The organism is Nocardia brevicatena NBRC 12119, assembly GCF_000308495.1.
Taxonomy (GTDB): domain Bacteria; phylum Actinomycetota; class Actinomycetes; order Mycobacteriales; family Mycobacteriaceae; genus Nocardia; species Nocardia brevicatena.
Map to the genome: position 1 here is coordinate 133,114 of NZ_BAFU01000052.1, position 23,247 is coordinate 156,360.

The 23,247-nt window shown below is 65.3% G+C and carries 24 protein-coding genes and 1 pseudogene; 14 read left to right on the top strand and 11 right to left on the bottom strand.

The window, feature by feature from the left end; all coding sequences use genetic code 11:
* The first annotated feature begins 75 nt into the window (after positions 1-75).
* On the top strand, positions 76-1,209 hold the full coding sequence (locus ON20_RS12115) for a lipase family protein (RefSeq protein WP_040835300.1): 1,134 nt from the start codon (positions 76-78) through the stop codon (positions 1,207-1,209).
* 6 nt (positions 1,210-1,215) lie between these two features.
* Here ON20_RS12115 and ON20_RS12120 read toward each other — a convergent pair whose 3' ends face one another.
* The gene (locus tag ON20_RS12120) at positions 1,216-1,476 is read right to left on the bottom strand and encodes a hypothetical protein (RefSeq protein ID WP_245547187.1); all 261 of its coding nucleotides are present in this window, start codon (positions 1,474-1,476) and stop codon (positions 1,216-1,218) included.
* A gap of 616 nt (positions 1,477-2,092) precedes the next feature.
* On the opposite strand from ON20_RS12120, the gene ON20_RS12125 reads away from it, so the two are divergent.
* The 4 genes from ON20_RS12125 to ON20_RS40545 all read left to right on the top strand — a co-directional run bounded on the left by ON20_RS12125 (position 2,093) and on the right by ON20_RS40545 (position 4,754).
* Positions 2,093-3,028, top strand: coding sequence for a Sco1979 family transcriptional regulator (locus ON20_RS12125; RefSeq protein WP_498043793.1), 936 nt, complete (start codon positions 2,093-2,095; stop codon positions 3,026-3,028).
* A 327-nt stretch (positions 3,029-3,355) separates the two neighbouring features.
* Positions 3,356-4,015 carry an RsbRD N-terminal domain-containing protein gene (locus ON20_RS12130; RefSeq protein ID WP_051162260.1) on the top strand — a complete coding sequence of 220 codons (660 nt, stop codon included), beginning with the start codon at positions 3,356-3,358 and terminating at the stop codon, positions 4,013-4,015.
* Positions 3,985-4,251 (top strand): alpha/beta hydrolase, encoded by a 267-nt coding sequence (locus ON20_RS37365; RefSeq protein ID WP_169332332.1) that lies wholly within the window; start codon positions 3,985-3,987, stop codon positions 4,249-4,251. The genes ON20_RS12130 and ON20_RS37365 overlap by 31 nt, the downstream gene beginning before the upstream one ends.
* 11 nt (positions 4,252-4,262) lie before the next feature.
* Entirely contained in the window at positions 4,263-4,754 is a 492-nt protein-coding gene (locus ON20_RS40545) for a hypothetical protein (RefSeq protein ID WP_368853929.1), read from the top strand.
* A 429-nt stretch (positions 4,755-5,183) separates the two neighbouring features.
* Here the strand turns inward: ON20_RS40545 and ON20_RS12140 are convergent, their stop codons facing one another.
* Both ON20_RS12140 and ON20_RS12145 read right to left on the bottom strand, forming a co-directional pair.
* Positions 5,184-5,504, bottom strand: coding sequence for a DMT family transporter (locus ON20_RS12140; RefSeq protein WP_040835301.1), 321 nt, complete (start codon positions 5,502-5,504; stop codon positions 5,184-5,186).
* 1 nt (position 5,505) lies between these two features.
* Positions 5,506-6,153, bottom strand: a complete 648-nt coding sequence (locus ON20_RS12145) for an FMN-dependent NADH-azoreductase (RefSeq protein ID WP_040835302.1) — start codon at positions 6,151-6,153, stop codon at positions 5,506-5,508.
* A 105-nt stretch (positions 6,154-6,258) separates the two neighbouring features.
* Here ON20_RS12145 and ON20_RS12150 point away from each other — a divergent pair, with 105 nt between their 5' ends.
* Positions 6,259-6,864, top strand: coding sequence for a TetR/AcrR family transcriptional regulator (locus tag ON20_RS12150; protein ID WP_051162264.1), 606 nt, complete (start codon positions 6,259-6,261; stop codon positions 6,862-6,864).
* Positions 6,865-7,012: 148 nt separating this feature from the next.
* On the opposite strand, the gene ON20_RS12155 is transcribed toward ON20_RS12150, so the two are convergent.
* Positions 7,013-8,584, bottom strand: coding sequence for a GMC family oxidoreductase (locus ON20_RS12155; protein WP_040835304.1), 1,572 nt, complete (start codon positions 8,582-8,584; stop codon positions 7,013-7,015).
* A 144-nt stretch (positions 8,585-8,728) separates the two neighbouring features.
* Between ON20_RS12155 and ON20_RS12160 the strand changes: the two genes are divergently transcribed.
* Positions 8,729-9,367, top strand: a complete 639-nt coding sequence (locus ON20_RS12160; protein ID WP_040835306.1) for a hypothetical protein — start codon at positions 8,729-8,731, stop codon at positions 9,365-9,367.
* Positions 9,368-9,379: 12 nt separating this feature from the next.
* On the opposite strand, the gene ON20_RS12165 is transcribed toward ON20_RS12160, so the two are convergent.
* Positions 9,380-10,021: a TetR/AcrR family transcriptional regulator gene (locus ON20_RS12165; RefSeq protein ID WP_245547188.1), complete on the bottom strand. Its 642-nt coding sequence runs from the start codon at positions 10,019-10,021 to the stop codon at positions 9,380-9,382.
* Between the two features lie 45 nt (positions 10,022-10,066).
* Between ON20_RS12165 and ON20_RS12170 the strand changes: the two genes are divergently transcribed.
* The gene (locus tag ON20_RS12170; RefSeq protein ID WP_040835308.1) at positions 10,067-10,891 is read left to right on the top strand and encodes an acyl-CoA thioesterase; all 825 of its coding nucleotides are present in this window, start codon (positions 10,067-10,069) and stop codon (positions 10,889-10,891) included.
* A gap of 92 nt (positions 10,892-10,983) precedes the next feature.
* On the opposite strand, the gene ON20_RS12175 is transcribed toward ON20_RS12170, so the two are convergent.
* Positions 10,984-12,720, bottom strand: coding sequence for a GMC oxidoreductase (locus ON20_RS12175; RefSeq protein ID WP_040835309.1), 1,737 nt, complete (start codon positions 12,718-12,720; stop codon positions 10,984-10,986).
* A gap of 104 nt (positions 12,721-12,824) precedes the next feature.
* Between ON20_RS12175 and ON20_RS12180 the strand changes: the two genes are divergently transcribed.
* The 3 genes from ON20_RS12180 (at position 12,825) to ON20_RS12190 (ending at position 15,542) form a co-directional block, all read left to right on the top strand.
* The gene (locus tag ON20_RS12180; RefSeq protein WP_051162265.1) at positions 12,825-13,562 is read left to right on the top strand and encodes a MerR family transcriptional regulator; all 738 of its coding nucleotides are present in this window, start codon (positions 12,825-12,827) and stop codon (positions 13,560-13,562) included.
* A 544-nt stretch (positions 13,563-14,106) separates the two neighbouring features.
* Complete coding sequence (locus ON20_RS12185) at positions 14,107-14,754, top strand: hypothetical protein (protein WP_040835311.1); 648 nt, start codon at positions 14,107-14,109, stop codon at positions 14,752-14,754.
* Between the two features lie 86 nt (positions 14,755-14,840).
* A complete protein-coding gene (locus tag ON20_RS12190) occupies positions 14,841-15,542 on the top strand; it encodes a TetR/AcrR family transcriptional regulator (RefSeq protein ID WP_040835313.1) in 702 nt (233 codons plus the stop codon).
* Here ON20_RS12190 and ON20_RS12195 read toward each other — a convergent pair.
* Positions 15,507-16,679 (bottom strand): AI-2E family transporter, encoded by a 1,173-nt coding sequence (locus ON20_RS12195; protein ID WP_083864872.1) that lies wholly within the window; start codon positions 16,677-16,679, stop codon positions 15,507-15,509. The genes ON20_RS12190 and ON20_RS12195 overlap by 36 nt on opposite strands.
* 152 nt (positions 16,680-16,831) lie before the next feature.
* Positions 16,832-18,157, bottom strand: a complete 1,326-nt coding sequence (locus tag ON20_RS12200) for a family 1 glycosylhydrolase (RefSeq protein ID WP_040835315.1) — start codon at positions 18,155-18,157, stop codon at positions 16,832-16,834.
* Between the two features lie 257 nt (positions 18,158-18,414).
* Between ON20_RS12200 and ON20_RS40550 the strand changes: the two genes are divergently transcribed.
* Both ON20_RS40550 and ON20_RS12210 read left to right on the top strand, forming a co-directional pair.
* Positions 18,415-18,705 (top strand): recombinase family protein, encoded by a 291-nt coding sequence (locus ON20_RS40550; protein ID WP_368853930.1) that lies wholly within the window; start codon positions 18,415-18,417, stop codon positions 18,703-18,705.
* The gene (locus ON20_RS12210; RefSeq protein WP_051162267.1) at positions 18,702-19,316 is read left to right on the top strand and encodes an SMI1/KNR4 family protein; all 615 of its coding nucleotides are present in this window, start codon (positions 18,702-18,704) and stop codon (positions 19,314-19,316) included. The genes ON20_RS40550 and ON20_RS12210 overlap by 4 nt, the downstream gene beginning before the upstream one ends.
* A gap of 64 nt (positions 19,317-19,380) precedes the next feature.
* On the opposite strand, the gene ON20_RS36325 is transcribed toward ON20_RS12210, so the two are convergent.
* Positions 19,381-19,983: a hypothetical protein gene (locus ON20_RS36325; RefSeq protein ID WP_157228812.1), complete on the bottom strand. Its 603-nt coding sequence runs from the start codon at positions 19,981-19,983 to the stop codon at positions 19,381-19,383.
* Positions 19,984-21,000: 1,017 nt separating this feature from the next.
* On the opposite strand from ON20_RS36325, the gene ON20_RS12220 reads away from it, so the two are divergent.
* Positions 21,001-21,480: a DUF4265 domain-containing protein gene (locus tag ON20_RS12220; protein WP_040835388.1), complete on the top strand. Its 480-nt coding sequence runs from the start codon at positions 21,001-21,003 to the stop codon at positions 21,478-21,480.
* Positions 21,481-21,485: 5 nt separating this feature from the next.
* Here ON20_RS12220 and ON20_RS37370 read toward each other — a convergent pair whose 3' ends face one another.
* A complete protein-coding gene (locus tag ON20_RS37370) occupies positions 21,486-21,689 on the bottom strand; it encodes a hypothetical protein (RefSeq protein ID WP_051162271.1) in 204 nt (67 codons plus the stop codon).
* A gap of 804 nt (positions 21,690-22,493) precedes the next feature.
* Positions 22,494-22,718 (bottom strand): annotated as a pseudogene (locus ON20_RS12230) (transposase); the annotation flags it as partial.
* Positions 22,719-23,247 lie beyond the last annotated feature (529 nt).

A 23,247-nucleotide genomic window follows, 5' to 3' on the forward strand; every position in this document is an offset into this window, starting at 1 on the left:
CTGCGGAATCACCGACCGATACGCCACCGATAATGGTGTCTTGCCGGGAGACCTCTCGATGACCATAGTCGGGCCATGCGTCGGAGGCGGATGGTAACGGTGGTGGTGCAGGCCGTGGGTGTCCTGGTCATGACTCTGGGCGAGCCCGCGACTGCTCGGTCCGCTCCACAGAGCCCGGGCGCGGTGGCAGAGATGGTGCCGCTTCCGAATTCGGCGCGCATGGCCGCGGCCGGAGCCGAACAACAGCGGCTGACCTACTGGTCGCGCGGTCCCCGGGGGCCCATGCAGAGTACGGCGTCGGTATATGTCCCGCCGGGGACGCCGCCGGCGGGGGGATGGCCCATCCTGGCCTATGCGCACGGCACCGTCGGTATCGCGGATCACTGTGCGTTGACGCTGTCCCCGTACGACTACCGGGTGGAACCCGTATTCTCCCGTTTGCTGGCGTCGGGTTACGCCGTGGTGGTTTCCGACTATGTCGGTCTCGGTACTCCCGGCGTACATCCATACCTGGACGGCCCGGCTCAGGCTCGCAGTGTGATCGACGGGGTACGGGCGGCGCGGGCGTCGGTGCCGGGCCTCGCTACGCGGTGGGCGGTGTTGGGACAGTCCCAAGGAGGACAGACGGCGCTGGTCACAGCGTATATTGCCGAGACCGATGCGCCCGATCTCGATTTCCGGGGTGCCGCGTCGACTGGGGCGCCCGCTACCTTGGATCTGTTTTTACCGGTGGCGGGGCCATTGGTGCCGCCGCTGCCGCTGCGCCGAACCACCACTTACTTCGCCATGCTGCTCGCCGGGATGCGGGCCGCCGCTCCGGAACTCGATATCGACAGCTATCTGACCCCCACCGGGCTGGATGTGTTGCGGATCGTGGAGACGGAGTGCGTGGCCGCCGCCGACGAGCGGGTGCGGAATGTCTCCATCGGTTCCATGCTGCGCCGACAGCTCGACGATCCGGCGGTGGTGGCCAAGGCCCGGGAAATGCTGCACATCCCGACCTCGGGGTACTCGGTGCCGTTGTTTCTCGGCCAGGGGTTGGCGGATCGGGAGGTGCCGGCCCCGCTGAGCGCTCCACTGATCGCCGACCTGTACCGCTCGGGGGCGGATTTCACAGTGCGGCTGTATCCGGGGGATCACATCGCCACGGCGCACGACGCCCTGCAGGATGTGCTGGCGTTCCTGGAGAGAGTGTTCTCCCCGTCCTGATCGGCGTCAGCGCCATAGCGTGTGGCACGGAAGGCGGCGTAGCCCCGGGCGTACCTTTCCGTCGACGGTCACGGCAAGTCCGGCATGCAGCGCGGCGGAGGTGAACTCCCAGGCCTCGGTATCGGTGGCCGCGTATTCGAGGACCAGGGCATCTTCGGGGGTCGAGCCCTCGAAATAGATCCGCACGCGGCGGGTGGGGATATCGTTTTCGGTGCCGATGGCGCCGGCACCGCGGCTGTGGGCGGTGATCGGTGCAGTGGCGTCCATGTCCCCGTCTCCCTTCCCGTGGCATCCGCGTGGACGCCGATACCCGTAACGGTAGGCCCCCACCATTGGGGGGAACATGTTCCTGTCCGCTCCCTGGGTAAGTCACAGGGCGGCTGCGGCACCCCTGGGTGTCGATCACCAGTGCGGCATGCCCGGGCGCCGCGTCCGACCGACCCATCTGTGGTATACCGAAAGTGGTTATTTCGGATGGATGCTCGGCTTTTTCCTGGCGTAGCGGCTTACCGATATGGACGGCGGAGGTGGCGGTTCGATCGAACGACCGGGCCTTTCGGTCCGTTCGGTATCGATCTTCGAATGGCGGATTGCTATACGGTTGCGGGAGTAGGTGTGGTTCGTCGGTCTGACGCGGTAATCGGGTCGAATCGCCTTGTTGCGGGTGGCGAGCCCGAAAGCCGTCGAGCCCGGGGGTCTGGTTCGTGCGCGGATCGGGGCCGGTTGCGCCATGACCGTCGGGCCGTTGAATCGACCGCAGTGGCGGCTCTCCCTGTGCCGGCGCGAATACCGTTAGGAGCAAACGGGTTTCGTTTGGCTTTCGGTATGCGCTTCATGCGAAACTCGAATAATGGGTGCTTCGGGAGTGCGGGCGGTGTCGCAAGTGGATACGTCGGCGGATAAGTCAACCGGCGCACGCACCGCGGTCGAGGGTGGTCCCACCGTTCTGCGCATGGTGCTCGGCGGCCGGCTGCGACGGTTGCGGGAGGCGTGTGGGATCAGCCGGGAGGACGCGGGCGCGCATATCCGCGGCTCGGATTCCAAGATCAGTCGGTTGGAGCTGGGGCGCACCAGTATCCGAGAACGTGATCTGCTGGACCTGCTTCGACTGTACGGGGTGACCGACGAAGACGAGCTCGAGGCGTTCGTCGAACTCGCGAAGCAGGCGAATACCTCGGGGTGGTGGCATCGCGACAGCGACTGGCTACCCAAATGGTTCGATATGTATCTGGGGTTGGAGCAGGCGGCGCAGATGATCCGCTGCTACGAACCGCGTGCCGTACCCGAGCTGTTGCAGACCGCCGAATACGCGCGTGCCCTGCTCGCCTTGGCGCACCCGAACGAGTCGGAGGAAGCGATCGAGCGGCGTGTCGCCCTGCGGATGCGTCGCCAGCACATCCTGACCCGATCGGACCCGCCGCATCTCTGGCTGATCGTGGAGGAGGCGGCGTTGGCTCGGCGGATCGGTGGTTCCCGGGTATGGGGCGAGCAGATCGATGCGCTGCTGGCGGCCGCACGTCGGCCTAATATCACCGTTCAGGTGCTGGCAGATCACGTCGGTGGCCCGGCTGTGGCCGACGGCGCATTCACCTATCTGCGATTCGCCGAGCCCGACCTGCCCGATATCGTGTATCTGCAACAGCTCACGGGCGCACTGTACCTGGACAAACGTGCCGATCTCGACGCTTACCGCGCGGTGGCCAACCAGCTGTCGGTGCATGCCGCCCCGCCCGAGTACACGGTGGGTCTGTTGACAGCGCTGCGGCGTAGACAACCGCGGGTGCTGGATCGGCCGTTCGGGACCGAACCCCGTCCCTGAGGACACGCTCGTCGGCGCGTCGGTAGGGACGAGCCCCGGTCTGTCCTACCGGGCGCGGTGGCGGGTGACCCCCTCGAGATCGGCGGCCGTATGACTTGTCCGTTTCAGGTCTAATTGAGGAGACGCCGTCGTGGTGTCTCCGCGGATGCGGTGCCGGGAAATACGCGCCCGGCGGCTTCCACCGTTATTGGATTGTGATGATCCCCAACCGGGTGCGGGTGGGCCGATGACTTCCCCAAAAGTGCCGCGGATCGACGTATCCGGGGCTTCGGCGTTATTACTGTCCGGTAGCCATGAGGGGCAAAAGCCGGCTCGGGAAACCGCGGCGTGAAGGCCGAACTTGTAGCGCATCTGCGGCGACAGGGCCGCACTGCCTCGTCCGGAGAGCTGGGCATCACGGTGCGGGTCTGCCTGGCCGAGGTTGCAGAAGCGCTCGCTCCGCGGTCGCGGCGTACCGCCATGCCCTCCGACTCCGTTACCGAGGCCGCTGTCCGCTGGGCCCGGGAAGGTGTGGCGCTGGAAACCGTACCCGGTGCGTTCCGCGAAAGCACCCAAGCGGCGGTGGAATATCTCACCGAACACGCCGCGGATGCGGACACCGGTGATCTGCCCGCCGGTGTCCGGCCGGTGGTGCGGGCACCGGAATCGGCCACTGTCACTGCCGCCTACCTGGACGAATACCGGTTGGCGGCCCGAGAACACCAGACCATGGCACAGACTCTGATCGCGGCCCTGTCGAGCGGGTACGGGGTGACCGCATTGGCGAAACGCAGCGGGATCCGGGTGGCACCCGCGTGTCAGGTGGCGGTGCCGGCGATTCCGCCGTACCCGGAGGAGGCCGCCGCCGGTCTCGGCGCGGTCTGCGCGGCCCGCCGCAACTGCGCCGGGTGCAGCCCGCGCTGGGGACTCCACTCGGGTCGCGGGCACTGTCCTTGCCGACCGTCGAGGGCGGAACCGTGCTGGTTCCCGTGGAGGCCGATACCCTGATCGGCACCGGCCCGGCGCCGCGCCTGACGCTGTACCTGTTGGACGGCGTGGATGGGGGAGTGACCTCCGGCCGGCTGATCAGGGGTGATGCGGCCGAATTCTTCGTAGACAAGCCGATCGATATGGTCCTCGCCACCGGCGGCACCGCTAGTATGTACACCGACTGGGTGTGCGCCGCGCCGCGCTCGGACCGAACCGCTGGAAGACGTTCCTCACCGAGGAACTGCCACCGCTGATCGATGCGGCGATGAACACCACCGGCGTGAACGCGATCGCCGGGCTGTCCATCTCGGGCACCACGGTCTTGCAACTGCCGATCGCGAAATCCGGTCTGTACCGCGCGGTCGCTGCCTACAGTGAATGCGCGCAGATCAGAGACCGGATCAAGTACGAGTTCGTGGAACCGGCGGTGCAGGCCTGCGGCGGCGACGTCGACATTATGCACGGCCACCCGGCGGTCCGATGCGGGCCGCCAACGACCCGTATGTGCGCGCCGATCGGCTGTGGGGTCTGGACTGTTCGTCTCCACCGGCACGGGTGTGCCCGGTATGTACGACATGTACAACGGCACCCATATGCAGCCGAGTCCGGGATAACCCCAGACCATAGGGGTAGCAGAGCACAGAGAGGATCTGATCGTGGAACCAATGCCCGGTACGCCTGGCCTCACTGCGCGGGGCGTGCGAGTACTGGTGCAAACAGGAGCGACCGGTCGGTGAACCATGGGCGCGGCCGGTGACCTGGTCGGTGCCGCCGGATCGTTCCCGGGCGCAGCCGCGCGGCGAGGTGGAGCGAATCCTGGGCTCGGATACGCCGCCGCGGGAGCGGGTGCTGTGGCAGATGCTGTACGAGACGCAGCCCGCGCCGACTTGCCCCGCGGTCCCTACACGCTGAATCAGTTCCGTCGTTCTCGGCTCACACACGCGGCGGAGGACGGGGCGTCCACACCGATGCTGATGCGCATGAGCGGGCACACCTCGATGCGGTCGCTCGGCACGTACGCGCGCTCGTCGGCGGAGGCGTTGATCCGGTGGTGGGCCGGCAGCGCCCCTGTCTCTCGCAAGTGGCGATGAGGTGGACCGCTGTCGATGAGTCGAGCGCTTCCGGTTCGAACCTACGCGCTGTGCCGTCGCACTGGACGTACTCGCAGCATCCGTGCATCGATTCGTCATTCGGGATTGGTGATCCTGGCCAGGACGATGCCGCCCACGATCATCGACAACGCTAGCACTCTGCCCGCGCTCAGCGGATCCCTGTGGACGATCACTCCGAGGGCGATGGCGCCGACCGCGCCGATCCCGGTGAAGACAGCGTACGCGGTGCCGACGGGTAGAGTCCGCATCGCATGCGAGAGCAGGTATACCGCGACTGTGGCGAGCACGAAGCAGAGCAGTGTGGGTAGTGGTCGGGTGAAATTCTGTGTCGGTTTGATGCTCTGGGACCAGGCGATTTCCACCAGTCCCGCCACACCGAGTGTCAGCCAGTTCATTTCAGTACTCCTTGCCGAGTGCGCGAGCGGTATCGAGGGCGAGCACGTAGGATGCGTCGTGCTCGTCGCGGAGGTGCGCCAGCGCCGGGTCCTGGCGGGAGTTGGCCAATTCGGTATTGATGAAAACCGTGTCGGTCACGGCGAAATGGCCTGCGAAGAAATCGCGGAGATAGCGCTCCTGATAGTCGAAGGCGGCCTTGGGCATACCGGGCGAGTAGGCGCCGCCTCGGGCGGTGGCGACGACGAAACGCCGCGGTGCCAACGACATCCGGGGGAAAGTCACCTGATCGAGCCATGCCTTCAGCGCGGCGGGGATGGAGTAGTTGTACATCGGGGTGCCGATCAGCACGATGTCGGCGGCCAGTAGTTCTGTCAGCAGCGGCTCGACGATCCGCCATGCCGCGGCCTGTGCGGGTGTATGCGCCTGCATGGCGAGCCGATCCAGGTCGATGGAGCCCGCGGCGAGGACCGTATCGCAGATCTCGGTCCAGCCCGCATCGATGAACGGCACCGGATCGTCGGTCAGATCCCGGTATATATAGCGACCGCCGGAATGCCCGGCCCGCCGGGAGTCGGCGAAGGCGGCGCTTACCTCCCGGCTGATCGAACGGGTGCGTGCGCTTGCATCCAGGTGTAACAGCGTGGTCATGACCCAACCTCTCCCAAATAAGTGGACATTGTGTCCGATTAAGAGAACTGTAGATTGAAACGGACATGATGTCCATTTGATCCCTGAGTCGGTTACAGTGCTGGTATGGACATCCGCTCCGATCTGCTCATCGCGCCGGCGGCTGGTGGCGTCGAACGAGCGGACGCGGCGCGCAACCGGGCCAAGATCCTCGCCGCGGCCGCCGAACTGCTCACCACCCGAGATCCCCGCACAGTGACGATGGACGACATCGCGAAGGCTGCCGGCGTCGGGCGTGGCACGCTGTATCGGCGCTATCCCGATACCGGCGCCATCGCGCTCGCCTTGCTGGATAAACACGAACGGGTGATTCAGGAGCAATTACTCGGCGGCGCACCACCTCTGGGTCCGGGTGCGCCCCCGGCCGAGCGGCTGGCCGCCTTCTACGCGGTCATGGTCGAACTGCTGGATGCTCATGCTGATCTGGTGTTGGGCGCGGAGAGCGGTGGAGCGCGGTTCGCAACCGGCGCGTACGGGTTCTGGGAGGCGCATGTTCGGGCGCTGTTGGTGGAAGCCGGTGTGGCGAGCCCTGATTCGCTCGTAGACACCCTGCTCGCCCCCTTGGCTGCGGAGGTCTACCGGCATCAACGCGAGCGGGGCTTGAGTTCCGCGCAGATCACCGCCGCGCTCACCGGACTCGCCCACGCCGTCATCGAGTCCGTCACCGGTTGACCTCTCGGCTGCCGCCCTGTCAATCCCCTTTCTCGCGCCTCGCGCCGACCTCGATGGCGGAGCCCGGGATCGAGCGTCGGGTCTCACGGCGTGGCCACAGGCCTTGCCACGACGACAGCGGCGGCGACGGTGGGACCGCGACGAAGCGCTACCGCATGAGGAAGGCGGCGGCCTGTTCACCGATGAACACGCTCGGCGCGTGGGTATGCCCGCGTATCAATACCGGCGTGATCGAGGCGTCGGCGACTCGCAATCCCTGCACACCGCGAACCCGTAGTTCCGGGTCGACCACACTGTCGGAGTCCGAGCCCATCCGACACGTGCCTGCCGGATGGTAGAGGGTGTGCGAGTACCCGTTGAGCGCCGTGGCCAGGATCTCCTCCGGGTCTTCCGGTGCGTTCGGCGGATAGCACAGCGGGCCCAGGACCTCCTTCATCGCGGGTGCCGCGGCCAGTTGCGCGCAGACCCGCAGCCCGGCCAGCATCGCGGCCCGGTCGGCTCCTCCACTGTCGGACAGATAGCGGGGGTCGATCATCGGTTTGGCGAGCGGATCGGCCGAGGCGAGGGAGATCCGACCACGACTGTACGGCCGCAGCAGAACGGTCGCCAGGATCACGCCGTGCTGGGTGGGATCTTGCAGACCTTCGTAATAGAACGGTGCGGGGGCGTACACCAACTCCAGATCGGGTAGTTCCAGATCGTCTCGGCTGCGGATGAATCCGTACGCCTCACCGATGTTCGAGGTGAGCATTCCGCGATGACGCAGCAGATAATTCAGCAGTTCCCGTGGTTTCTCCGCAGCGAACAGCGAATCGGATTCCACCGAATAGCCCAGACCCGCCACGAGATGGTCCTGCAGATTCGCTCCGACCTCGGGACAGTGGTGCACCACATCGATACCGTGGCGGACCAGTTCGTCCCGGTCACCGATACCGGAGAGCATGAGCAGTTGTGGACTGTTGATCGCTCCGCCGCACAGCACCACTTCCCGACGGGCCGTGACCGTGCGGGTGGTGTCGCCCTGCCGGTATTCGACGCCGACCGCGCGGTTGTCGTCGAAGAGCACCCGGGTCGCGGTCGCTCCCGATCGGATGGTGAGATTCGCCCGTGATGCGGCCGGCCGTAGGTAGCCGTCGGCAGTGCTCCACCGCCGGCCGCCTCGCTGGGTCACCATGGTCTGGCTGAAGCCTTCGGGCCGTGGACGGTTCGGCGGTTCCACCGTATAGCCGCATTCGGTCACCGCGCGCAGGTATGCTGCGGTACTCGATCGTGGACTGCGCTGGTGAGAAACGTACAGCAGACCCTCGGTTCCCTGGTCGGGATACTGCGCGTTCTCGACGCGCTCGATTCGGCGGAACTGCCGGACCGCGGCGTCGAATCCCCATTCCGGACCGGCCGCCTGCGCCCATTCCTCGTAGTCGGCCTGAAAACCGCGCACCCACATCATCGCGTTCATCGACGACGAACCGCCGAACATCTTGCCGCGCGGCCAGTAGATCGACCGATTGTCCAGTTCCGGTTGCGGTTCGGTCAGATAGTCCCAATCATGTGGGGTGCGGAACAGTTTCGCGAAACCTGCCGGAATATGGACGAACTTGTCCTTATCCGGGGGGCCCGCTTCCAGCAATACCACCGAACGCCCCGGATCCGCGCTGAGCCGGTTCGCCACCACCGCGCCCGCCGATCCCGATCCGACGATCACATAGTCGGTGCCGGCCATGTCTGTTCCCACTGCACCCTCCGATCTGCCTACGGCCAACTTACGAGATGATCTCCCGCTCGGCGGTGGGTTTCGGTGGACGAATCGGGAAGGGAGCCGCCCGTTTCCTCGTCTCGACCGGGGTTCGGCGGGTATACCTCGGATATGAGTTTCCCGGTGGACTTCGGGCCGTTGCAGGTTGGGCTGATCCTCGTGATCGCCGTCGCGGTGGCCCTGATCGTATGGGCAGTAATCGGCATTCGCCGGGTGGGTATGCGTGCGCTGCTCACTCGCGGTGCCGGCGGGCTGGTACTGCTCGCGGTCGCGGCGGTCCTGTTGTGGATCGCCACCCTTCTGCAGACCTATCTCGGATTGAGCGGTGAGGTCAAGGCCGCCCATGTGATCGTCACCCCGGTGGACGATCGAGAGCATCTGATGCGGGTGGAGCTCACCCTCTACGACGACGATGGAGCACAGCGCAGCGTGCACGAGGTCGAGGGTGACCTGTGGGTCCTGCAAGCCCAGATCGTCGAGCTGCAGCCGTGGGTGAACGCCCTCGGCTTCCATTCGGGTTACCAGGTGTCCCGGCTGTATGGGCAGCGTCTCGACGGTATCGCGACCGAACAGAACCACATCTTCCTGAACGGCGGCGACCGCGACTTCTTCGCGGATATGAACGAGGGGCGTTGGTACACCGAACCGTTCGTGCGTTCCGCCTACGGCAATGCCGTGATCGCCATCCCCGGTGAATACGACGTCTACATATCCCACGACGCCATCAAGACCCGCCCGACCGAGCGGTGACCCTCGCCTCGCTCACAGGTCCGGTCGTGTCCGCGCCGCTGCGACCGCGCTGCGGCACAGCTCGCCCAGCTCGTCCACGACCGCGTCGATCGGTGTCGAACTGCGCTGTGCCCGGGCCACCACCAGCGCTCCCTCGACACCGCTGACGACGAGCACCGCCAGCGAGTGTGCGCGCTCCGCCGGTACGCCGTCGGCGATCAGCCGGTCGGCGAACATTTCCGACCAGAGCCCGAACGTCGTACCGGCAACTTCGCGGGCATCCCCCTCGTCGCCCAGGGCGGCGGCCGCGATCGGACAGCCGACGGAGTACTCACCGTTCTCCAGGCCGCGCCACCACACATCCGCCATCGCCCGCAGGGCGCCCGCGGTGTCCGATTCCGTCAGCGCTCGGCGCAGGGCACGGTCGAGTTGGTCGGCGGCATGTTGGGTGGCCTCGGTGACGAGCTGGGCTTTTCCGCCGGGAAAGTGGTGATACACCGAACCGCGGGGTGCGCCGCTGTGGGCCAGGATGTCGGAGAACGATGTCGCTGTGACACCGCGGCGGCGGATGAGTGATATCGCGCTGTCGATCATGGCGGCCCGAGGTCCGGCCGGGTTCTTGGGTCGTGCCATCGCCTGTCCCTGGTTGCAGAGCATTTCTATGTATGTTGTCATACTTATAAACCGTGCGCACCGTCGCCGCGCCACAAAGGAGTACCCGTGACCGAGATCGACGCCCCGCCCCATCCATTCGACACCGCCACCACCCTCACCCGCACCGAGGACGGCAGGACAGTCGGACGGACCCGGGCCGAGTACGCGAATATGGTCGGCCCCTTCGGCGGCGCCACCGCCGCGACCCTGGTGCGCGCCGTCCAGGAACACCCCGACCGGTTCGGCGATCCGCTCGCCCTCACCGTCAACTTCGCCGGCCCCATCACCGACGGCGAATTCGAGATCGACGCCACCGTTGTACGCACCAACCGCACCAATCAGCACTGGCGGCTCGAACTCACCCAGGGCGGTATCGTCACCACCACCGCCACCGCGGTCTTCGGGATCCGCCGCGATACCTGGTCCGATACCGAACACCCGATGCCGCGGGTGCCTGCCCCCGACGATCTGCCCGCCCACACCTTCCCGGAGTTCGTCAACTGGGCGCGCAACTACGATATGCGGTTCGTGGACGGCGCCATACCGAAGATCGACGCCACCGCCGAACACCCGGATTCCACCTCGACACTGTGGGTGCGCGATCGCCCCGCCCGCCCGCTCGACTTCCCCGGGCTGACCGCCTTGGGGGACGTCTTCTATCCGCGGGTTTTCCTGCGCCGCGGCCGGTATATGCCCGCCGGCACGATAACGCTCACCGTCTACTTCCACACCGACGCCGATGAGCTGACCGGGCAGGGAACCGACTTCGTGCTGGGCAGCGCCCGCACACACCGCTTCACCCAGGGCCATTTCGACCAGTCCGCCCACCTGTGGGGCAGCGGTGGCGCCCTGCTCGCCACTACCCATCAGCTCGTCTACTTCAAGGGCTGAGCATCGCGACTCCGCATCCCTGGGCGATAGTGCCGAACACCAGGCCCGCGCATCGCCCGAGAATGGGGCGCTCCCGAGCCGGGGGGAGGGGCTCAGCCCGCCGCGCCGGTCCCGTCCCGATCCGCCGCGGATACCGGCGTGATCGGCAATCGCAGGGCCGTCGGCGCCGAGGCGGGCACCACCGGACGGACCGGAGCAACCGGCGCGATACGTCGATACGGTTCTCCCTGCGTCGGGCGGTGGTCCTGCTCACCCTTGTTCGGCCAGTACGCGGCCGCCCGTTCGGCCTGCGCGGTAATGGTCAGCGAGGGGTTCACCCCGAGGTTCGCCGATACCGCGGCTCCGTCGACCACGCTCAGGGTCGGATACCCGAACACCCGGTGATAGGCGTCGATCACCCCGGATTCCCGATCGGCGCCGATTACCGCGCCACCCAGGAAGTGCGCGGTGAGCGGTATATCGAACACCTCACCCCATGTTCCGCCCGCCACACCGCCAATCCGGTCGGCCACCCGGCGGGTCACCTCGTTGCCGACCGGGATCCAGGTGGGATTCGGCTGCCCGTGTCCCTGCCTGCTGGTCAGTTTCCGGCCGAACAGGCCGCGTTTGGTGTAGGTGGTGATCGAATTGTCCAGATGCTGCATGACCAGCGAGATGATGGTGCGTTCGCTCCAGTTCCGCACACTCAGGAAACGCAGCAGCGTCAGCGGGTGAAGCAGCGCGATCCCGAGGAACCGCAGCCACCGGGGAATCCGGCCCCCACCGTCGACCATCAGCGTCTGCAGCATTCCCATGGCGTTCGAGCCCTTGCCGTAGCGCACCGGTTCGATATGGGTGTCCGGAGTCGGGTGGATCGACGAGGTGATCGCCACGCCCTTGGTGAAGTCGGTGCCGGGCACCACCTTCTTGGTGGCCGCGCCGACGATGGATTCGGAGTTGGTGCGGGTGAGTACGCCCAGCCGATCGGACAGTCTCGGTAGCACACCCCGGTCGTGCATCTCGTGTAGCAGCCGCTGGGTGCCCAGGGTGCCCGCCGCCAGCACCACCCGGTCGGCGCGGTAGGTGGTCGGGCTCTTACGGAACCATGCGCCGGTGCGCACCGCCGTCACTTGCCAGCCACCGTCGTCCCCGGGCCGCAGTTCGGTGACGGTGGACATCGGGATAACCTGCGCTCTGGCCTGTTCGGCGAGATACAGGTAGTTCTTCACCAGGGTGTTCTTGGCACCGTACTTGCAGCCGACCATACAGTCGCCGCATTCGACACATCCCGTGCGGGACGGACCCACCCCGCCGAAATAGGGGTCGTCCACGGTCTCGCCGGGTTCGCCGAAGAACACCCCGACCGGTGTCTGTACGAAGGACCCGCCGACACCCATATCCTCGGCAACCTGTTTGAAGACCTCGTCGGCCGGCGTCATATGCGGGTTCTGCACCACGCCGAGCATCTTTTGCGCCTGCTCGTAGTAGGGGCTCAGCTCGTCGCGCCAGTCGGTGATATCGCGCCACTGCGTGTCCTGGAAGAACGGTTCCGGCGGAACGTACAGGGTGTTGGCATAGTTCAGCGAACCGCCGCCCACCCCGGCCCCGCCGAGGATCAGCACATTCCGCAGCGGATGGATGCGCTGGATCCCGTAGCAGCCCAGTTTGGGCGCCCACAGGAACTTACGCAGGTCCCAGCTGGTCTTCGGCAGCTCGTCGTCGGCGAAACGGCGACCGGCCTCGAGGACTCCCACGCGGTAGCCCTTCTCCACCAGCCGCAACGCCGTGACGCTCCCGCCGAACCCGGAACCGACGATGAGGACATCGAAATCCTGCGTGGAGTCGGACATACGGATACATCTCCTCGGCTCGGGTCGACGGTGACGCGGGCTACGCTAATGACGACAGTGTGAACTGTCAACGAAAGGTTCACCGGGCTCTCTATGCTGGTCGCGTGCCCCGATACAGCCGCACCCAACTCGCCGACCACAGCGGGATCCCGGCGCGTACCATCCGCTACTACCACTCGCTCGGTCTGCTGCCCAAGCCCGAACGCGTCGGCAAGGCCGTCGTCTACGGGGACGAACACCTCGAACGACTCCGCGGTATCGTCGCCATGCAGGCCCGAGGGCTGCGTCTGGAGGCCATCGCCGAAGTCCTCGCCGCCGAGGCCCGCCCCGGTGACACCGATTGGCGCGCCCTGTTCGACCCGCGCCGCCATGACCGCCCCGCCGAGCCACCGGCACTCGTCGACGACGCCGCGCTGTCCGAACTGCTCGGCGATCGTCGCCCGGAAATTCTCGACGAACTCGTCGCCGCTCGCTATCTTGAACGCCACGGCGACCGGTGGCGCATCCCCGACCGGGCCATGCTCAACGGTGCGCTCATTCTCTACGACGTCGGCACCGACGTCACTCTCAGCGAAACCCTGCGTGGGCTGATCCGCACCCGTATCGCCCAGTTGGCCGACGAGATCGTACGTACCTTCCGCGACGCGATCGGCACCAGCTACGGAGGCGAAGCGCTCGGAAGTGATCTGAGCCGGTTCCGGGACCGCTTCCGTGCCGCCGCCTGGGAGGTGGCCGGCGCGACCCTCGCCGACGAGATCGAGCGCGCGGTGCGCGACCTCGAAGCCGACGCCATGGCACCGATCTCCGATGACCCGGCAGACGCTCTGCCGGGGTCGCCGTAGCATCGGCCGGAAATCGGACGGATATGACGTGGTGTGGTTCCGGCATGGGTCGCCGAAAGGTGGCATGGATGGTGCGTGCGGCTTCGGATGCCCGGCGTGCCGGTATAGCCGACGGTCGTGGCGGATCGTTCTCAACGCGACCACACTCACTCATGGCTGCGGTGCCTTCGTTGCCGTGGTCAGGACCGGGGATTCTGTCTGCACGACAAAGGTGACCGTATGGGCTCGTAGTCCGGGCCTGGTAACGGTATGCCGTGATACCTCAACAGGCCACCCACCGGTTCCCTGTACTGACAGCCGATTGCGCGGACGATGTAAGCGTTCGGTTTCAACGACGGGTCGGAAGGCTTGGCCCCCTCATAAACACAGGAACTCTGGGGCGAACGGTCGCGCGACGCCACCTGCGTCGAGAACGTGGATACGGACTGCCCGATGTGGCATTGCCGGCAGTGGGACAACTTCGAAGCGCCCCAAGGTCTTACAATAGGACCCTCCTCGCAGGGCGTTGCTTCCGGTATCGACAAAGGAACATGAGGAACCCGGTGTGAACAAAGAACCTCGACAGTGGCTGCCCACCTCGTCCGGCGAGCATCAAGTTGTCGTCCCGAAGATTCCTATCGTCTTCTACCCGTTCGGGCGCTCGGCAGAGTCGGAGTCGTCATCCGGCGACAGCGGCGCTCCGGCTACACCGCTCACCGGCCATCACGTCTCGGTGGAAAACCCCACGATCATGCACGGCCGAATCTCGGCGTTCGCGCGGGAAGATGCCGCCGAAGCCGGGCAGACCGAGAAGGGTGCATCCTCGGTAGATACCGACTCGCCATCCCCGCCTTTCGGGCATGTTCATATACAGGGCCCCGACTCCGCACAATCTCCGGCCGTCGAAGCCGACAACAACCGTGAAGGCGCCGTTGAACCTCTCTCGCAGACGCTGGCGATCGCGCTGGTACGCAAACATATACTCGGCCGCGGCACCGACGCGAGTAAAGCCTCGGCCGGAAGGCTGGTGGCCGAACGATTCAGTGTCGGCTGGGTCGTGTACACACCCGTAAGCGGACGGCAGCGTAACACCGAAACCTACTACGTCGCAGACGACGGAGAGCTCGAAGAAACGTCATCGATAGTCGAACCGTCTGCCTACCTCGAATCCGTCGAACAGAGGTTTTGGCAACGTCGAGCCCTGTTCGGGTAGACCGGCCCAGCCCTGGCCGCCTCTGTCGGCAGAGCGCCGATCTCTATTGTTGACAGTGCTCTCTATTTTGGTTCAGGCTGACAGGTATGACCACCCCCCGTGCCCGTGCCCGCGCCCAGACCCTCATCGATATCAAGCGCATCGCCCGCGAGCACCTGGCCACCCACGGTGCCGCCGCCCTGTCGCTACGCGCCGTCGCCCGCGAACTCGGCGTGGTGTCCTCGGCCGTCTATCGTTACGTCCATAGCCGTGACGAACTGCTCACCATGCTCGTCGTGGACGGCTATGACGCTCTCGGCGATGCCGTCGACACCGCCGTCACCGCCGCCCCCGACGACCCGATCGAGCGCCTCCGCGTCACCGGCCGAGCCATACGTTCCTGGGCCCTGGCCGAACCCGCTTGGTACGGGCTCCTGTTCGGTACCCCCGTCCCCGGTTACAACGCGCCCGCGGAGCACACCGTCACTCCCGGCACCCGGGTGATCGTCACCCTGCTGCACCTGTTCGAACAGGCCCACCGTCGCCAACTGCTCACCCCGCCCTCTGATATCGCCCCCGTATCCGGTCCACTGGCCGTCGACTTCCTCCGTATCCGCGAGGAATTCGCCCTCGACCTACCCGAATGGCTGCTCGCCCGCGGGCTCACCGTGTGGTGCGCCTTGTTCGGCGCCGTGAACTTCGATGTCTTCGATATGTACGGCGGTGATACCTTCGCCGATCGTGATCAGGTCTTCGAACTGCACCTGGACGCGCTATCCGTCCTTATCGGCGTCCGCGGCGACAGGTGACGGTGGTTCGGCGGTGACCGGCTGTCCGGTAAGGAGGTCGACCTGCTCGCCGATATAGCGGATCACCACCGCGACCACCGCCACTACGGGCACTGCGAGGAACGCCCCGGTGATGCCGTACAGCGAGCCGCCGGCAGTTACAGACAGCAGGACGACCACCGCGTGCAGTTTCATGCTGCGGCTCTGCAGGATCGGCTGGAGCACGTTACCCTCCAGCTGCTGCACCGCCACAATGATGCCGAGCACGATCAGCGCTGTGGTGAAGCCATTGCCGACCAGCGCGACCAATACCGCCAGCGCCCCCGCCACGAACGCACCGACCATCGGGATGAAGCCGCCCAGGAAGGTGAGCACCGCCAGCACCAGCGCCAGCGGCACCCCGAGGATCACCAGGCCCAACCCGATCAGGACCGCGTCGATCAGACTGACCAGTGCCTGGGTGCGAATGAAACCCCCGAGAACCGACCAGACCTGACCCAATACCTCCTCGAGATGCCGACCACCCCGGCTGCCGACGATCTGGTGCAGCCACGGCAGGAATCTCGGCCCGTCCTTGACGAAGAAGAACGCGAGGATGAGCACCAAGAATATCGCGATCAGCGCCGAGGTGGCGGTACTGACGCCGGTGAACACCCCGGAGGCGATCTGCTCGGCGCTGGACTGTAGCCGCGAGACAATCGCCTCGACCGCCGAATCGAGCTGTTCGTCGCGGATCTTCAGCGGTGGCCCCTGCAACCAGTCGCGCACCGTGTTGATACCTTCGGTGGACTTGTCGGCCAGAGCGGGTACCTGATCCACCACCGACGGCACGATCAACGCGATCACCCCGGCCAGTACGGCCAGGAAGCCCAGTACGCTCAACGACGCGGCCAGGCCCGGACGCAACCCGAGTCGGACCATCATGCGCGTCGGTGGCCACAGCACGGTGGCGACCACGACGGCGATCATGACCGGCAGCAGTATGACCCATAGTTTGGCGGTGATATATCCGATCACCCATGCTCCGGCGGCAATCGCGACCACGCATACCGACCATTTGGCCAACCACAGGATCCCGGCGCCGATGACCTCCCCCCGTTCGGGACGGGCGGCGGATTCCGGTTTGCCGTCGATGGCCGATTCGTTCTCCCCGTTCACGAGGCCAGTCTTACACGCCGCACCGACCGGGGTGGGGAAGTACCGACTCGCGGGAACCCCTCGGCTGCCGACGAGACGACCGTTTCCGCTGTTCGGCGCCCTACCGGCCCAGCGGTACGCCGAATAGTCACTGTCGGAGAGCGCGCACCCGATCAGCCGGGGACCGCCACCGGCTCGACGCAGCTCGCCAAACCATCGACGATAGAACAGCTCGCCGGAGCCCTGGTCGGGCGATAACCGGGCCGAACGCCTCCGTCGCGGGTGATGGCGGCATAGGCGGCGACGGCCTCGGTGGGACGGCGGGTCAGTGTCGGATCGGTGAGCACATCGACGGTATAGAGCCCGAAACGGGGGGTGTACGATCCCCATTCGTAGTTGTCGGTGATGCTCCAGTAGTTGTAGCCGATTACGTTCATCCCATCGGCCTTGGCGCGTTGCAACCAGTACACGGTGTCGCGGAGCAGATCGGCGCGGGTGTAACCGTCCTTGCGCGGCTGTCCGTTCTCGGTGGGCATCCCGTTCTCCACAATGTAGAGCGGTTTGTCGGGATAGGCCCGGGAGTAGTGTTCCAGCGCGTAGTAGATGCCCTCGGACTGCAGCGTCATGTTCCACAGTTTTTCGGGATCAGGGGGATTGATGATCAGGTCCTGGGGCGAGATGCCGTAGTAGTAATCGATACCGATGTAATCGAGCGCGGCGCTGATCCGGTCGATGAATCCCTTGTTCACCATGTCCTCGACCGTGGGAATGTATGCCACGTTGCTGCTGACCATGGCGTCGGGACGCACGCGGTGGATGTGGTCGTGGATGGCAATGTGGGCCCGGGCCAGTCGGTCCTGCATCGTGGGTAGATCGGCGGCGGTGATACCACCGTAGCGCATCTCGTTGAGCATATAGACGGCCGGTTCGTTGAAGGTGATCCACAGCGGATCGTGCCGGGCGAACCGATCGACGACCCGACGGGCATTGGCGAGCCAGTCGTCGACCATGCCGGGATTGCGCCAGCCACCGCGATCGACTTCCCACCCTGGATAGACCCAGTGATCGAGGGTGATCATGGGACGCATACCCGCCGCACGAATGGCGGTGACGACATTGTCGTAGAAGTGAAAACCGGCCTCATCCCATTCACCGGGCCGCGGCTGCACCCGCGCCCATTCGATTCCGATGCGGTACACCCGCACTCCGAGCTGTGCGGCCAGCGCAATATCCGAGCCGTACCGTGAGTAGAAATCCACCGAATTCAGATAGGTGTCGGGTGTTTTCCCGGCGGTGATGTAGCGCGTCCAGTTGCTGTCCGGGGCATTGCCCTCCGCCTGGAAACCGGAAGCCGCCACACCCCATAGGAAATCGGACCCGAGTGGTGCCACCCGCACCGGTGGCTCGGGGCGGGCCATGGCCGGTGCGTTGCCGAACAGGATGGCGGAGGTGGTGGCCGCGCAGGCGGTCAAGAATTCGCGGCGGTTGGGCGGTTGCATCGGGCTCCTGTCCTGTCTTCGCTTCTCGGCGGGTGCCGCTCGGTGTTCCACTATGAGCACAGCGTAATGACCTGGGGACCAAGGAGTTGTGACAAAACATCCTCATAGGGATGGGAACCGAATACACCGAAAAGGGGCCGCAGCAGTGCGTAGCTGGTGGTCGGTGGTCGATGTAGGGAGTGTCAGCGTCCCGAGCCCGCGGCGTCAGGCCGGCGTTGGGCGGGCACCTCTACGACCCCACCGAACCCATGGGCAAGATGTTTTTCAACATCCTGGCCACCGTCGCCGAGTTCGAGGTCGACCTGCTGCGTATGCGCACCCGCGAAGGTATGGCCATTGCCAAATCCAAGGGCAAACTGCGGGGCAAACAGCCAAAACTGTCCGCCCGCCGGCAAGCCCATCCGGTCGAACTATACCGGTCCGGCACATACCATTGTCGAGCCGGCCGAATTGTCCAACGTCTCCCGGCCCACCGTCTATCGGGTCCTCGACCGAGTTCCCATAGTCTCGACATGAGACCCCCACAAGCAGGAGTGACACCCCGGTGACCGACCTGTCCACCCGCACCCGGCTGTGCCCGCCCCCGCCTCCCCCGACCGACTGGTCGAGCGTCGAGGAAGCCTTGGCACGGGCACTCCCGGCCGACTATAAGCGCCTCATCGACGCCTACGGCTCCGGCAGCTTCTGGGACTTCCTGCGCCTCTACCAACCCCACACTCCCACCGAATGGGTCGACATCACCGGCCCCATGCCCACCGTGATCCGCGGCCAACCGGAGGAGGACCGCGCACAGCAGAAGAACCCCGTCCCCCACGACCCCCAACACCTGTTTGCCATGGGCGTCACCGACAGCGGCGAATACCTCTTCTGGGTCACCGACCCCGAAGACAGCCCCGATCAGTGGACCATCGCCGTCAACGAAGCCCGCGGCCCCCGCTGGTTCACCTACGACGGAATCCTCACCCAGCTCCTCATCGCCCTGCCGACCAAGACCACCAACATCCTCATGTTCCCCGACGACCTTCAGACACTGGACCCCTTCTTCCGCCCCGACCCCCGAGCCGGCACTGCAGGGGTCCGTGCGCACACGCCAAGGGTCAGTGGGGAACCGTTGACCAGCCGGAAGCCTCCGACATCGAGCACTCGAGCCGTTAGATGACGGCCGCCCTGGGCACCGGTCGCCGTGGGCCGGGCGGACACGGACGCTTTCTACGGGCTGTCTCTCAGCTTGAACAACGCCGGTGGAGCACCGGTCTGCCTTCCTCGAGCACGAGGTCGGTGTTGGCCGGGTAGCCTGCGCCCACCCGCGCCGCGATCTCCGCGAGCTGCCGACGGTAGAAGGAAGCCAGCTCACTCGCGTCGGCCGGGATGCCGGCCTGCCCGCAGAACTGCACGGCCGATGGCGCGCACTCATCCCAGGACATCAGTTGCGCGCCCAGGTTGGCGTAGGAGTCCGATCCGACCACCACGATGTCTCCCGAGCGCAGCTCGACGGCGAGGTAGGAGAACAAGCACACCTCCAGATGCCGGCGCGCGAGCATCCCGGGCGGTACTTGCACCGCAGCACCTTGCGCCAAACCACCGTGGCGAACGCGTCCACGTCGACTCTGACGGTAACCTGCCGCTCGGATCGCCTGCTCGGCCCCTGTCCGCACCCGCGCTGCCTTGTACTTCGCCCTCAGACGCTCACGCACGAACTGCCGATACTGTTTGGCTGTGCGATCCGCATCGGTCTCCGCAGCCACTGTCTGCGGCAGATCCAGCACATCGCGCACATGATCGGCTACCCCGATCGGAACGTCGGCGAGCTTCGCGAAATACTTCAACCGCTGATAGCACTTCAACCGGACCAAATGCGATTCGCTCTACCTTGCCACGCACCCACGAGATCTCATCCAGGTGGGCGTGAACGCCTCCACTAACTCCCGCATCGACACCACGCGCTTGAACCGCGGGTAGGCTGTGCGATCGATCTACGTCAACCCAACACCCACCGAGATCACAAACTGGACCCGAATACCCTGACCGCGCTCACAGTCCTGGATACAGACCGTCCCCGACCAGCGGTTGCATCCTACTGTGACCCCTTTCCAGCGTATTCGGTTCCCACCCCTCATACATGTTGGGGGAGGGGAGTGAACAGAGCCATCCAGGGTCGAAAGAGGGAGCTCGGACCCTGGAGCGGACGACAGCGCGCATTCGGAACAGCTGGATCACCTGGGCTCGAGGACTCTGTGGTAGGAGCGCAATACTATTGAAATAGTTTCTTATTTAGATATAAGCATCTAACAATGGGATTTTATATCCCACCTCATCACCCCCTAAGCACCCTAAGCAAAAGTCAAGACAAAGGAGACCATCAGAGATCGCCCGAGCTCCATGGAGATGAGTCCCCGAATCGGCTTACGCCATGTTCAGTTACCTTTCTACGTTCGGCTCCGCGCTCATCAGCTGCAGTGATCATGGACCCGAGCGAAGCGCTGGGTATGCGGCGTGCAGTTCGAACTCGCGTTGATCCGGGACCAGTTGGATCGGGGCGAGAGCTTCGGCAAGCCACTCCGGCATGGGGCCGGTCTCGCCGAACTGCCCGCCGTTTCCGGTGCCATCGCCGCCTTCCCCAGAGGGCGGCCTGTCGCCGCTTGTCGAGGGGACCGACCTTCCGATCACGTTGGCGGATTGGGCTTCGGCTCCTTTCAGTTCATCAGTGGCCCGACCGGACAGGCCGACGAATTGGTCGTATCGCTCGGCGATCGCCCCGCTGGCCTGTGGTATGCCCAGTCGGTCGGTCGCGCTTGTCGGCGGCCTGGCATGCTGTCGGGATGACGGCAGGCCAGGAGGCATCGGTGACCGGCGACGTTGATCGGGTGAAGGTAGTTTTCGAGTTGCCTCGAGACGTGGACGGGTGGCCTCCTGTGGGGACCGAGCGCATGTGGGCGATCCGGCGCGATGGTGACCACGTTGAGTTGAACAACATCCCGTTCTTCGTTCGCGGGTTCGCTTCCGGGGATGTTGTTCGGGTCGTCGCCGACGACGAGGGTGTGCTGTGGGTCAAGGAGGCGTCGGAGTGTTCGGACAACTGCACGATCCGCATCATCCCGGTTGGGGGTGGCGGCGAAGTCGAGGCGAGGCAGGCAGTGTTGGATGCGTTTTCCCCGCTGGGTGTCGAAGGGGAAGGCCTCGCCCGGTTCAACTTGGTCGCTCTGCATGTGCCGGCCAGCGCGGATATGCGGGCGGTGAAACAGTTGATGATCCAGGGGGCGGAGGACGGGCGCTGGCATTACGAGGAGGGCTGTGTCACCGAGATGTGGCGGGCAGCCGACTGAGCGATTCATGAGCACTGTCTTCCGGTGCCGGGCATGCCGAGGCCGAGTTTGTGGGCCTGCTCGCGTTTGTCGCGCAAGAAGGTAAGGGTGGGTTCGATGCCTTCGATTTCGCCCAGCCATCCTTCGGCCTGGGCTCTGGATTGCCGAGCGAGGAGATCGGTTTCGATCTCCTCGAGCCGGGACCCGATCTGCGGGTCGATGTGGAGCATCGGGCAGCGGATGCAGGCGTGCTGATGTGGGCAAGGGATGGCGTGGGAATCGATAAGGCGATAGCCCGTCATCCAAGCGGTGGGGACTTGTCGGGGGTCGAGGAGCATCGGCGTGGAATCCGGCGCTAGCGCGAATTGACTTGGCTTTCCCTGTCGCGCAGCCCTCGGCCCGGACCGCTACCGCGCATAGTTTCCCGAGCCGACCCTCTGCTGACTCGGACAAATGCCTGGTCGCCATTCGAGTTACCGCACATAGTGAGCTGCTATCTGCGGTAACTGCTAAGCGCCGGATTTCTCACCGATGTTCCCCGACCCCCGTCTACCAGTGAATACCGGCAGTCAGGCTTCTCGGCTCGTCTCTCATTACGAAGGATTCGAGACTCCTGGGCGGCTTCACTGCCTCGTGATTTTGGTGGCCCAGGTCGGTCCGCTAGACCAGAAGCGGGCCATGTGGCTGCACACGTATCCGGCGTCGGTGTCGGTGTAGCCCTCGCCGATGCGTTCGGTGATCAGCAGCCAGAACGATTTCGCGGTGAGGTAGCGGCGGCTGGTCTGCCATGTGTAGCCGGGTAGCCGGCGGCGGAGGTGGGCCAGGACTTCGGTGGCGATGCCGTTGCCCCACAGATTTTTCTGCACATCGAGGTTGCCGATGTAGCCGATGCGGCACTGATGGCAGATCAGGTAGCTGACCTTCCCGATCGGCCATCCCTGCTGATCGCGGTGCCAGAGGGTGATCGAGCGGATGTCGGTCGCGGCGCCCTCGGCGATCGGGGGCCCGTAGGGCTCGTAGCGCACCGCACGCCGTACCCGCCACCAACGGTGCGCCGTCGGCACGCTCACCCCGAACGCCGGCGGCAACTGCCGCCACGCGCACCCGCTGGTCAACACGAACACGATCGCGGTGAACACCGCACGGTCATCAACCGGCGCGGTCCCACCGCCCTGCCTACGCGCAGCGAACTTCGGTATCAGTGGTTCGGCGATGTCCCACAAGGTATCCGGAACCAGACGTCGAGCCGGAGCATCCATCACCGAGCAGGCGATACGGTGCAACTATTTCCGTCCACATGCGACATCCTCTTATTGGTGAACCAAGTGGCGATGAGCCCACGCCGATCCAGCGCGTAAGCCGCACGGCGGGAGATAGACCGATCCGACCTGTGCTTGGCAGTCGCCGCGGTGCCAGGCCCCCGCTCCTTCTCAGTTATATCGGAGAGCGGCCACCAATGGGGACCCGCCCCCAAGGACGTCGTCAGACAGTTCCAAGCGATCCCTGGATAGGTCGAGGTAGAGATAGGCCAAAAGGGCAACTTGGATCGTTCCGAGACCCCTTGGCATAGTCCGATTCTATTTACATCCACCGGGGGGGTGGGGTGCGTGGTTCGATTGATATAGAGCAAGAAAAGATGCTGCCCCGAACCTGTTCCGGCAGGCCGGGGCAGCGAAGTCCGATATCTCCTCCAAGAAACAACGGAACACAATGACAGTAGCGAATAATGCGGTCTGCGCAGAAGTGGGTTACCAAATCCACACCTGGCAGGCCTACTCCGGCGTACCT